This is a genomic window from Aeromonas sp. R5-1, from assembly GCF_040908265.1.
GTDB classification, from domain to species: Bacteria; Pseudomonadota; Gammaproteobacteria; order Enterobacterales; family Aeromonadaceae; genus Aeromonas; species Aeromonas caviae.
Map to the genome: position 1 here is coordinate 83310 of NZ_JBFODJ010000104.1, position 12135 is coordinate 95444.

Sequence of the window (12135 nt, forward strand, 5' to 3'; positions counted from 1 at the left end):
AAGCCTCAGGCACTCAGGGTGGCGCCGCCGTCGACGACCAGATCCTGCAGCGTGATGTGGCTGGCCAGATCCGAGGCCAGGAAGAGGACGGTATGGGCGATCTCCGCCGGGGTGGCGACCTTGCGCAGGGGGATGCCGAGCTTGAACTGCTCCGGCAACCCGGCAATGGTGCGGACCATGGCCTCCTCGCTTGGCAGCATGCCGCGCAGCATGGGGGTATCCGTCGAGCCCGGCGACACCAGGTTGGCGCGCACGCCGAAGGGGGCCAGCTCCAGCCCCACCGTCTGGGTCAGGCTGGTGACCGCCGCCTTGGAGGCGCAATAGGCCGCCATCTGCATGCGCGGCACATGGGCGGCGTTGGAGCCGATGGTGACGATGGCACCGCGCTGCTGCCCCTTGAAGTGGGGCACCAGGGCCCGCAGCAGATAGAAGACGCCGCTGGCGTTGACCGTCATGCAGTCGTGCCAGTCGTCATCGCTCAAGGCGTCGGTGGGGCCGAGGCGCAGCACTCCGGCCCCGTTCACCAGCACATCGAGCCCGCCGTCTGCCAGCAGCGCTGCGCAGCAGGCGTTGACCGCCTTCGAGTCGCCAATATCGAGCAGCCGGGTGGCATAGGGGTAATCGGCTTCGGGAAACGCCAGATCCAGCCCCACCACACAGGCGCCGGCTGCCACGAACTGCGTCGCCACCTCGCGGCCGATGCCGCGCCCTGCTCCGGTCACCCAGACCCGCTTGCCAGTGAAATCAAAGGCCATTGCTTGTTGCTCCTTATCCATCACCACACCATCTCCACGCTCTCTTCGTCCTCGGAAAGCAGGCCGTCGAGGAAACGGCAGAAGTCGTCCAGGCGCGGGTGATCGAACACGTCGGAGACCTTGACCTGCACCCCGAACTCGGCGCCGAGCCGGTTGACGATCTGAATGGTCTGCAGGGACTGGCCCCCCAGTTCGAAGAAGTTGTCCGTGGGCGCCATGGTGGCCAGCCCAAGGATCTGCTGCCAGATAGTGCCGACCCGGTTCTCGGTCTCGCTGCCCAGGGTCAAGGCTTCGCCGCCCGCCTGGTAGGCGGCCAGCAGGGCCTTGCGATCCAGCTTGTTGGAGCCGGTGCGGGGCAGCTGGTCATAGTGGCGATAGTCGGTGGGGATCATGGCGGCAGGCAGCACCTTGGCCAGCTGCGCCTTGATGACCCGGCTGTCGCGCTCCGACCCCGCCACGAAGGCCACCAGCCGGCGCACGCTGCCGATGCTCACCCCCTGCACGCACGCCTCGTCCACCCCCGGCAGGGCCAGCAGCTGGGCCTCCACCTCGCCGGGCTGGATGCGATAGCCGCTTATCTTGAATTCGTTGTCGCGCCGACCAAGGTAGACCAGCCGGCCATCCACCAATCGCACCCGATCGCCGGTGCGGTAGACAGGCATCTGCTCCGCCCCAACACGGAGGGTATCGAAACTACCTTGCACGTCCCCCACGTAGCCGTTGGCCAGCTGCGGGCCGAGCAGCACCAGCTCCCCCTCCTCGGCGGGTTGCTCCCCCGCCCCCAGAATGAGCGCCTGCATGCCGGGCAGCGGCAGGCCGATGGGCAACTGGGCCTGGCTCGGGTCTTCCCGCTGCAGCTCCTGGGTGGTCACCACCACTGTGGTTTCGGTGGGGCCGTAGGTGTTGAAGAGGCGCACATCGGAGCGGCCCTGGCGCTGCCACTGGGCCAACTGCTCGGGGTAGACCGCCTCGCCGCCGATAATGACGGTGGTAAGCCCGGCAGGAATATGGGCCTGGCCCGCCGTCAGCGCCACCACCCACTCGTTCCAGAACGCGGTAGGCAGGTCGAGGTGGGTGATCCCCATCTGCTCCACCCCGGCCGCGAAGGCGGGCATGGATTCGAGCAGGGCGTCGGTGCGCAGCACCAGGGTGGCACCGGCGCTCAAGGTGGCGAACACCTCCTCGATGCTGGCGTCGAAGTTGAAGGGGGCGAATTGCAGCATCCGCGCGTCTTCATCGAGGTGATAGCGGCAGCGGGCCGCAGCGGCGAAGTGATCCAGGGCGCCGTGGCTCACCGCCACCCCTTTGGGCAGGCCGGTGGAGCCCGAGGTGAACATCAGGTAGGCGACGGCGCGACCGGCGGCCGGCTGGTTGAGCCGATCGCCACTCACCAGATCCCCCGCCAGCAGGGTGCGCCCCTCAAACAGGCTGGCCAGCTTGTGGCGGTACTCGGCCTGGGTGATCAGGGTCTTGACCTCCCCCAGCCGCAGAATATGGCCCTGGCGCTCCAGCGGCTGCTCGGGATCGAGGGGCACATAGACGGCGCCCGCCAGCAGCACCGCCAGCTGGGCGAAGATGGCCTGGGGGGTGCGGGCCAGCATGACCCCCACCTTGTCGCCGGGGGCGACGCCTTCGGCCTGCAAGGCGGCCGCCATCTGTTCGGCTCTGGCCAGCAGCGCCTCGTAGCTGAAGCGGGCCTCTCCCTGCGCCGTGCGCTGAATCAAGGCAATCTTGTCCGGGGTCTGGGCGGCGAAGTGGCAGAGCGCCTCCAGCACAGGCCGCGTCTTGATCACTTCATGGGTGGGGCCGGCGATCAGGGCCCTGGCCCGCTGCTCCGCCAGCCAGTCGGCCTTGAGCGTCCCCAGGGTCTGGGCGGGCTCGGCCAGCCAGCGTCCCAGCAGGGCAAACAGGGTATCGGCGATGGCTGCCAGATCCGCCTGACAGTAGCAGCCGGGGTTGGCGTCCAGATCCAGTCTGGGCTGACCATCGACGCCGACCTGCACCTCGATGGTGAGATCCTCCACCGGGCCGGCGCTGATGTTGAGAATATGGGCAGATAGCGGCCCGAAGCGGCGAGCGTGATCGAACGGCATGATGTTGACCAGCGGGCCGAACAGGCGTTTGTCGCCCCCCACCAGGCCAAGGTCGCGACGCAGCAGCTCGTAGCGGTAGTGCTGGTGTTTGCGCACCCCGCGCTTGGCCTTGGCCACGGCGCCGGCGGCTCCCGCCAGATCCAGCTCTTCACCAAGCGCGAGAGCCAGGGGGGTAATGTTCATCTGCATGCAGGGCACGGTCAGGGACGCCGAGCCGATGCGGTTCATCATCATCAGGCCGAGCAGGGTCTTATCCTGGCCGCTCGACAGCGACAGCTGGGCCGAGAGGCCGGCCAGCAGCAGATCGGGCCAGCCCAGCTTGTGCTCGTCGGCAAAGCCGGTCAGGGATTGCCAGAGCGCCGCCGGCAGCGGACGGCTCTCGCGGATAAATTCGGCGGCAATCGGCGCCCGTAACGAGCCAAATGATGTCACCTCGGGCCAGCCTTGCAGTTGCTCCTGCCAGAAGGCGCGGGCGGCGGCGTTCTTGCCGCTCTGCTCACGGCTCGCCTCTTCGGCCAGCACCTCAGCCAACGAGCCGAAGGGGGATGGGGAGTTCATCTCACCGGCCAGCCCCTCTGCATACAGCTCGGCGATGCGCTGGAACAGCAAGGTGGTACCAAAGCCATCCAGCGCGATGTGGTGCACGCAGCTGTAGAGGTAATCGCGGCCGGGGCCGCGCAGCAGGGCGAAACGGCAGGGCGCTTCTTGGGTCAACTCGAACGGGCGGCGCAGATCGGCCCAGGCCCAGGCGCGGGCCAGCGTCTCGTCATCGCGCTCGAGGGAGACCTCTTCATAGGCCAGGGGCAGCTCGGCCGGGACGAAGCAGACCGCCTCCTTATCGTCTTCGAAGTGGCCCTTGAGCGCCTCGCACTCCCCCACCGCCTTGGCAAGGGCCGCGGCCAGCACGGCCGCCTCGACCTTGCCGTCGAAGGCGATGCACTCGGCGGTGTTGAACATCGCCTTGTCGTCGTTCAGCAGATGTCCGGACCAGAGCCCCTGCTGAGGTATGGTCAAGGGGAAGCGGTTCATGGGGTCACCTCCAGCGCCTGGGCTGCCAGCCTGGCCTCGATCAGGCGCCACCAGCCGTTGAGGGTCGGCAACTTGGCGAGATCCACGAAGCCGAGCTCGACCCCGGCGGCGCGCCACTCGGTGAGCAGGGCCATGATCCGCACCGAATCCAGACCGTAGTCGATGAGGTTCTCATCGGGGTCAAACTCATCTTCGTCCTCGTCGATATGACTCAGCAGCCGCGCCTTGAGCCCCTCATACGTCAGCAACGGATTGCTCTGGACGGCAGAAGCGGCAACCGGCGCAAGGGCCAGCACCTCCTCGCAGCGGATCACCTTGCCGCAGCGGGTCGCCACGTAGTCGAGCGCCATCTGGTGGTCGGCCAGGGAGAAGTCCGCCACCCCGTCCGCCAGGAAGAAGGGCTGGATGTCGCGCATGAAGGCGTCGCAGGCGGTCATCATGCAACCGATATGGCCGTAGATGCCGCCGATGATCAGCTGATCCCGCCCCAGCGCTTTGAGCATCTGCTCGAGCTCGGAGCGCTGGAAGGCGCTGTAGCGCCACTTGACCAGCACGGTGTCGTCCCGCTCCGGGCGCAGGGCTGCCACCACCTGCTGCTGCTCGGGCCGTTTGTTGAGCCCCGGGCCCCACATGTCGTTGAGCAGGGCGCGATCCTCAGGGGATTGATCCTTGGGCTGGGCGGTGTAGAAGACCGGGATGCCGAGGGCCTTGCACTGCTTGCGCACGGCGGCCAGGCGCTCGGTGAGCGCCGCGATCAACGGGCTGTTTTCGCCATAGAAGGCGGTGAAGTACTCCTGCATGTCGTGGATCAGCAGGGCGGCGCGCTTGGGATCCAGAGACCAGTCGACCTTGTTGGCCTTCCACTGGCTGGGTATGGCGTAATTGTTCAGGGTTGGGATTGCCATAACGTCATGATTCCTTTTTAGTTTTATGCTGTTGTCAGGGGCTGGTTGGCGGCGATGGCGTGCGCAATGCGCGCCCGCAGCCCCTGCTTGTCAATCTTGCCCACCGCCGTCATGGGCAGGGCGTCCAGAGTTTCGAAGCGGTCGGGCAGCTTGAAGTCCGCCACCCCGCGCTCGCGCAGAAACTTGCGCAAGGCCAGCGGCTTCAAGGCGGGATCCGTGCTGACGATGAAGGCGCAGCTCTTCTCCCCCATGGCGCTGTCGGGCATGGAGACCAGGGCCGCATGGGTGATGGCAGGGTGGTGCAGCAGCTGGTTTTCCACCTCTTCCGCCGCGATCTTCTCGCCTCCCCGGTTGATCTGATCCTTCTGCCGCCCCACCACGGTGAGGTAGCCATCGGCATCCTGTACCACCAGATCGCCGGAGCAGTAGAAGCCCTCGGCATCAAACACCCGGGCGTTGTGGGCCGGGCTCTGGTAGTAGCCGCGGAAGGTATAGGGGCCGCGGGTGTGCAGGGCGCCAGGCTCGCCGGGGGCAACCGGATTGCCCGCCTCATCGAGGATGCGCACCTCGTCGTCCGGGCTCATGGGGCGGCCCTGGGTGTGAATGACCTTCTCGTCGGGATCAGAGAGCCGGGTGTAGTTGACCAGCCCTTCCGCCATGCCGAACACCTGCTGCAGCCGGCAGCCGAGCAGCGGCCCAATCTTGCTGGCCACCGCCTCCCCCAGCTTGGCGCCGCCCACTTGCAGCAAGTCGAGGCTCTCGAGCTGAATGCGCGCAGTGGGGTCCGCTTCCGCTGCCTGCAGCCAGAGCGAGACCGCCGGCGGCACCAGCGAGGTGAGGTTGACCCGGTGGCGGGCGATCAGCGGAAAACAGCTGATGGGGCTGGGGTCGGGGGCGAGCACCACGGTGCCGCCTGCCTCGAACACCCCCAGGGCGCCCGGGGAGCTCAGGGGGAAATTGTGGGGCGCCGGCAGGGCGCACAGATAGCGGGTATGGGAGCCGAGGCCGCAAATTTCGTTGCTGCGGCGCACGCTGTACAGGTAATCGTCATGGGTGCGGGGGATAAGCTTGGGGGTGCCTGTGCTGCCACCGGAGAGCTGGAAGAAGGCCACCTCGTTCGCCGGGGTCGGGGCAAAGGAGACGGATGGGGAGCTCCCCTCATCCCCCTCGCCGAGCCAGCGAGCCAGCCCCAGCTCCCCCCCATCGCCATCCAGCAGCACCAGCTCGGCACCGATGGTTGTCAGCAGCTCGCTCTCGCGTCCCTTGCTCGCAAACAGCGGGTGGGTCAGCGAGCCGACAAAGAGGCGCGGAGTGATCTGCTCGGCATAAGAGAGGAGCTCCAGCCGGTTGTGGCTAAAGAGCGCGTTGACCGGCGCAATGCCGGCCTTGAGCAGGGCGAAGAACACCAGATAGAACTCGGCCACGTTGGGGAGTTGCACCAGTGCGGTGTCCCCCACCCCCAGGCCGTGGCGGGCAAGATTTGCGGCCAGCCGGCTCGAGGCGGCGTCCAGCTCACGATAACTGAAGCGGCGCTCGCCGCAGAGGATGGCCTCGGCGTCAGGTGCCAGCTCGCACTGACGCGCCAGCATGGCGGTCAGCGGCTCGCCGCGCCAATAACCCTTGGCGCGGTACAGCTCCGCCAACTCTTCGGGCCAGCGGGTATAGGGCAGGAAGCGGTTGGACTGGGTCATTGTGCCACCTCCAAATCCAGGCCCAGGGCCTTGAGCATGGTCCCCAGCTTGGTGCCGGTCTCGGCCCACTCCATGGCGGGATCCGAGCCCGCGACGATGCCGGCGCCGGCAAACAGCTCCACTTGATGGCCATCGAGCACGCCACAACGGATCACCACGGCCCACTCGCCGTTGCCCTGGCTGTCGCACCAGCCGACGATGCCGCTGAACAGGGCTCGCCGGAAGGGCTCCTGCTCGCGGATGAACTGGCGGGCCAGATCGGTGGGATAGCCGCACAGGGCCGGGGTGGGATGCAGTTGGCAGGCCAAGGAGAGCACCGACGCCTCGCCGCCATTGAGCCGGCCAGCGATGGGAGTGCCCAGATGCCAGAGGGTATCCGTGCTCATCAGCGAGGGATGAGCGGGGATCGCCAGCTCGCGGCAGTGGGGGGTCAGCACCCGGCGGATCTCGTCGATCACCAACTTGTGTTCATGCTGGTCCTTGCGAGAGGCCAGCAGATCCCGAGCCACCATCTCGTCTTGCGCCGGCTCGCTCGCCCGTCTGGCGGAGCCCGCCAGCGGGTGGGTAAACACCTCTCCCCCGCTGACCCGCAGCAGCAGCTCGGGGCTTGCGCCCAGCAGGCGGCGACCCTGGCCGAGCGGCAGGGAGAAGTGGAAGGCGTGGGGATTCTGGGCCATCAGACAGCTCATCACCCGCTTAGGGTCGGCGGGCTGATGCAGGGTGAGTGTCAGCTTGCGCGACAACACCACCTTGGCGAGCCGGCCTTGTGCAAACGCATCCAGCGCCGCACTGACCGAGGCCTGAAATTCGCTGGCCGGCGGGGTGCTCTGCACCGAGATGACCCGGTTGGCCTCGGGGGCCTGCTCAGCCGCGGTCACCGATGACGGCTCTGTCGGGGCCAGTTTCTCGCCCCGCTCATAACGGCCGGGCACATAGAGGCAGGAAGCCTCTGCCGGATCAAACGCAAAAGCACCGATGAGCAGGGGGTTGCTCTGGCCGGCAGCCCTGGCGGCATCGAGGGCCAGGGTTATCTGCTGTGCCAGCAGGGGCCACTCGCAGGCGGGGGTGGTGATGGGTTGCCCCAGGTCAGTGGCACTGATCGTGCCCTGACACGAGGTAAACAAGAAATCAGGCGACATCTTCGCCTCGGCAGGTGCGCCATTGTCCATTACTCGAGTCTTCACGCCATACCCTCAAAGAAGATTCAAAATGATAATGATTATCAATTTGACTTTGTGCGGCGGTAAAATACTCGCTTTGAAATCGCGGGGTCAATGGGATTTTGCACCGTTAAAACAGGAGCTTGTCTGTGGGTATGTCGGGGATGACGCCAGGGCGGGCCTGCTGGCAATGAAGGGAAACTGCTACTCGAATGAAAACGGATTGCCATCCCCATATGGGGGATGCGACAGAAACCGGTCAGGGCGGCCCCACTGGCGGCCAACCCGCTTTGCCTCTAAGATGGCGCCACCTCTTGTGACAGCCCCGAAAATGGAACCCTCCCATGTTGAAACACCTGCTTCTGCTCCCCTTCGCCCTGCTGCTGGCGGCCTGCTCGCTGACCCAGTACAGCGTCAGTGAAGGGGAGATAAACCAGTACCTCAAGGAGCGAGTCGCCTTCGAGAAACAGCTGGGGATCCCCGGCATCATGTCGAGCAAGATCCGACTCGATGACATGCAAAGCCGCATCGGCCGCAGCCAGGTCGACAAGGTCGAGCTGGATGCCGCCGGCGAGCTGCAGGTGGCGAGCCCGCTGGGCAGCCAGCAGATGAAGATCCGCCTCTCCCTGCGGGCACGCCCGGACTATGTGGCCGAGCAGGGCGCCATCTATCTGCGCGATCTCGAGCTCATCTCTGTCAAGACCGAGCCGGCGGACGTGGGCACCGCCCTCTCCCCGCTCTTGCCCACCTTCAACCAGTCCCTCTCCCTGTTCCTCTCCCAGACCCCCGTCTACCGGCTCGATGGCAGCCGCCAGAACGAGGCGCGGATCAAGGAGAAGGTCGAGGCCCTCAAGGTGGAGCCGGGCCGACTGGTCATCCCCTTCAAACTGATGTGACACCTGCCGCCGCGCCCCTCCTCTTCACCCCACCGGGGCGCGGTTTTTTTCTTCTCAAGCCCCGCCCTTTGCCCCATAATGCACACCATTCTCATTTAGATTCATGAGAAGCGTCATAATAAAATCAACAATATGGTGAGAAGGACATGAGAAAAACCGTACTGGTGCAGGCGATCGCCTGCGCACTCCTCAGCAGCGCCGCACAGGCTGCCGTCAAGGTGGAGGACAAGACGTTCAACACCGCCGCCAACATGCTGGCCTACACCGAATTCGAGCTCTCCGGCGAGCCGCTGGCCGAGGCCATCGGTCTGGATCTGGATGTGCTGGACGCCAACCGCGCCGACGAGCCGACCCCGTTCGACTTCGCCGCCGGCATCGAATCCTATGAATACTCCGAAGAGGCAATGTACGCCCTCAACTACCAGTCCGGCATGGGCCCCCATCTGGTCAACGGGCCGCAAAACCAGGCCCGTGGCGGCACCCTGGCCGACCTGGGCAAACGGGTACTGGCCATGGCCGAGGCCGTCGGCTTCCCCGCCGATGAAATTCCCCAGGGCATGTATCCCCTCTCCCTGCCCTACGCCTCCGCCAACCCGGAGTTCGCCCAGGCCGTGAACGCCACCCCGGTCAACGGTGACCAGATCACCATCAAGACCGCCAAGGGCAACGAGAAGAGCGTCAAGACCCAGGTCCCCGCCTACTTCCGCGACTACGCCACCCTGCGCTGGAGCGGCAGTGACAACCTGCTGGTCCCGGCCGCCGTGGGCGGCATCTTGCTCAAGGAAGTGATGTGGTCCCAGGACTTCCTCGGGGGCATGCACGTGGCCGAGACCGATGAAGAGGTGGAAGCCGCGTCCGCCACCATGGATCAGGACGGCAAGCACAAGCTGGGGGTTTCTGCCGCCGACGGCTTCAACGGCATGATGCTGACCGAGCAGTCCATCGACAAGCTCGCCATCCTGCAAGGTCAGCTCGGCTTTGACGGCAAGACCCTGGGCGCCAAAATCACCCCGCAGTACGATCCGGCCAAGGGGGTTGTCTACTTCCCTCATCAGGTGAAAGTGACCGAGACCAGCAAGAACGACGCCGGTGCCATCGGCAAGCTGGAGGTCGTGGACGGCTCCGCCCAGTTGCGCGACGCCTGGATGCTGCTGTGGCCCCTCTCCGAGTTCTACGCCTTCAGCGATCAGCGCACGGCCAACACCAATCAGAACCCGGCCTTCCACGCCGTGTTTGACGGTGCCCCGTTCGCCGCCGCTCCGGCTGCCAACCAGACCAACGATCTGGGCAAGGCGGTGGCGGGCAGCGATGCCTTCTCCCTGGCCCTGAACCTCTCCAACCTCACCTTCAAGAACCTGCTGGCCCTGCACTTCGAGCCCAAGGCCGGCACCCTGGTCGACAGCTGGCAAGCTGGCAAACAGGCCGGGCACGTCACCACCTTCGACGCCGCCTACGCCCTGGTCGCCCTGCAGATCTTCCAGCGCGCCCAGGATGCGCTGCCTGTGGGTTACGCCGCCGGTGACAATGGCGAGCTGAACCTCAAGACCCCACAGGGTGAGCAGGCGATCGCACTGGTCCGCAAGCAGGCCGATTTCATCCTCGCCAACCTCAAGGGCAAGAACGGCCTGGTCCATGACGGTCTGACACTGGGCGGCAAGCTTGACGCCGGTCAGTCCATCGACGCGCAGTTCGCCGCCATCCGCGGCCTGACCGCCGCCTTCCTGGCCACCTCGGATGCCAAGTACCGCACCGCGGCGCGCGAGCTCTTCATCGCCGCCGACAAGGCCTACTTCAATGCCAAGGCCGGTACCTGGCTCGCCGGCAAGCAGGGTGAATACACCCCCTGGACCCAGGCCGCCATCTCCGGCGCCCTGCGCTCTGCCATGCTGAACCTGCGCAACGAAGGGGCCGAGAAGGCACCCGAGCTGGAGCTGGCCCAGCTGACCCAGCGCTACGTGAGCTGGTTCCGCGGCACCGTCAACGGCGGCATGCAGATGGCCGAGTGGATCGGCGACTCCGGCGAGAACGTCATCGAGGGGGCCAGCAGCGACACCGACGAAGATAGCGTCCCGCAAGTGACCGCCGCCGGTGGCAAGCATGGCACCGCCATGGTGATGGCCGGCAAGGCCCTGGTCAGCGAGAAATAAATCGACCACCAATAGAAAGGGAGCCCAGGGCTCTAATGCCGATCAGTTAAGGATCCATTGACCGATCCTCAGGCTGTGTAAGAATCCGAAACTCCTTGTTGGGTTTCGGATTTTTTTATGCGTATCGACCAAGCTCTCGACTTCATTCACGCCTGTCCTCCCGGAAAGTTTGAGTCCCTGTCTGACCTGCTGTCACCTGAACTGGTGCAGGCTTGCTTGGCCGAGACGGGCTCCGTCTCCTTGCGCCGACGGCGCATGCCCATGGAGCGGGTGCTATGGGCCATTATCGGGATGTCCTTGTTTCGTCATGTCCCTATGGCCCAGCTGGCCAACCAGCTCGATATCCTGTTACCCGGCGACCGGCCGTTTGTCGTCCCCAGCGCCTTCATCCAGGCGCGCCAAAAACTGGCTGACCAAGCCGTTCGACAGGTGTTCCAGCAGACCGCCACACTCTGGCATCAGCAGTGTCAGCACCCCACCTGGGCCGGCTTGCAGCTGCTGGCCGTGGACGGGGTGGTCTGGCGCACGCCCGATACTCCGGACAATGCCGGCGCCTTTGCCAAGTCGAAAACCGTCCAGGGGGAGACGCAATATCCCCAGGTCCGCATGTTGTGTCAGATGGAGCTGACCAGTCATCTGCTGACCCAGACAGTGATGGACTCCTGTGCGGTAAACGAGATGGTGTTGGCAGAGCAACTGATTGAAAAAACACCCGATAATAGCCTGACCCTGTTCGATAAGGGCTTCTACTCACTGGGGTTACTCCATGCCTGGCAACGCCAGGGCGTAGCGCGTCACTGGCTTATTCCGCTGAAAAAGGGGGCTCAATACGAGGTCATCCGCAAGCTGGGGCGGCAGGATGTGCTGGTACGCCTCAGTGCCAGTCCGCAGGCCAAGAAGAAGTGGAGCGAGTTGCCGGAGCAGTTCGAAGCCCGGCTGCTGACCCGGACGGTAAACGGCAAGGAGCGGCAGGTGCTGACCTCGCTCACCGACCCGCTGCGCTTCCCGGCCAGCGAGTTGATGGAGCTATACCAGAATCGCTGGGAAATCGAGCTGGGCTATCGGGAGATGAAACATAGCCTGCAACAGCACCGGCTGACGCTGCGCAGCAAGAAACCCGATGGAGTAAGGCAGGAGCTATGGGGCTTGGTATTGGCCTATAACCTACTGAGATATCAGATGGTTAGGATGGCGGCGAGCTTAAAGGGCTATACGGCCAGCCAGTTGAGCTTTCACATGGCATCGGTGTATCTGCTGCATGAACTCAGTTGCCTGCCGTTTGTGTCACCGGGCATGGTTCCAGGGCGTGTCGCTGAGTTGGACAAACAGGCAGAGCAGTTCAAGTTACCCGCCCGCCGAGAACGAAGTTACCCAAGGTGCATCAAAGCCAAACCACAGAAGTATGCGACGAGAAAACCTAGTAAAAACAATGCCAGTCAGGCTTAACTGACTGGCATTA

Annotated in this window: 8 protein-coding genes; 3 read left to right on the plus strand and 5 right to left on the minus strand. The window is 65.0% G+C overall.

Annotated features, from left to right (window positions below; all coding sequences use genetic code 11):
- Positions 1–5: 5 nt before the first annotated feature.
- The 5 genes from amoA to AB5Y64_RS14710 are packed head-to-tail and all read right to left on the minus strand — an operon-like array spanning position 6 to position 7657.
- Positions 6–755: an amonabactin biosynthesis protein AmoA gene (amoA, locus tag AB5Y64_RS14690; RefSeq protein ID WP_368204054.1), complete on the minus strand. Its 750-nt coding sequence runs from the start codon at positions 753–755 to the stop codon at positions 6–8.
- Positions 756–775: 20 nt separating this feature from the next.
- A complete protein-coding gene (amoF, locus tag AB5Y64_RS14695) occupies positions 776–3877 on the minus strand; it encodes an amonabactin biosynthesis non-ribosomal peptide synthetase AmoF (RefSeq protein WP_161469554.1) in 3102 nt (1033 codons plus the stop codon).
- Positions 3874–4782 (minus strand): amonabactin biosynthesis bifunctional protein AmoB, encoded by a 909-nt coding sequence (gene amoB, locus AB5Y64_RS14700; RefSeq protein WP_043156426.1) that lies wholly within the window; start codon positions 4780–4782, stop codon positions 3874–3876. Before amoB ends, amoF begins: the two co-directional genes overlap by 4 nt.
- 23 nt (positions 4783–4805) lie before the next feature.
- Positions 4806–6473: an amonabactin biosynthesis (2,3-dihydroxybenzoyl)adenylate synthase AmoE gene (gene amoE, locus AB5Y64_RS14705; protein ID WP_043156424.1), complete on the minus strand. Its 1668-nt coding sequence runs from the start codon at positions 6471–6473 to the stop codon at positions 4806–4808.
- Positions 6470–7657 carry an isochorismate synthase MenF gene (locus tag AB5Y64_RS14710; RefSeq protein WP_368204057.1) on the minus strand — a complete coding sequence of 396 codons (1188 nt, stop codon included), beginning with the start codon at positions 7655–7657 and terminating at the stop codon, positions 6470–6472. Before AB5Y64_RS14710 ends, amoE begins: the two co-directional genes overlap by 4 nt.
- A gap of 320 nt (positions 7658–7977) precedes the next feature.
- On the opposite strand from AB5Y64_RS14710, the gene AB5Y64_RS14715 reads away from it, so the two are divergent.
- The 3 genes from AB5Y64_RS14715 (at position 7978) to AB5Y64_RS14725 (ending at position 12122) form a co-directional block, all read left to right on the plus strand.
- Positions 7978–8529 carry a lipoprotein gene (locus AB5Y64_RS14715; protein WP_368204059.1) on the plus strand — a complete coding sequence of 184 codons (552 nt, stop codon included), beginning with the start codon at positions 7978–7980 and terminating at the stop codon, positions 8527–8529.
- A 146-nt stretch (positions 8530–8675) separates the two neighbouring features.
- Entirely contained in the window at positions 8676–10676 is a 2001-nt protein-coding gene (locus tag AB5Y64_RS14720; protein ID WP_043156418.1) for a hypothetical protein, read from the plus strand.
- 117 nt (positions 10677–10793) lie between these two features.
- Positions 10794–12122: an IS4 family transposase gene (locus tag AB5Y64_RS14725; protein ID WP_053288733.1), complete on the plus strand. Its 1329-nt coding sequence runs from the start codon at positions 10794–10796 to the stop codon at positions 12120–12122.
- Positions 12123–12135 lie beyond the last annotated feature (13 nt).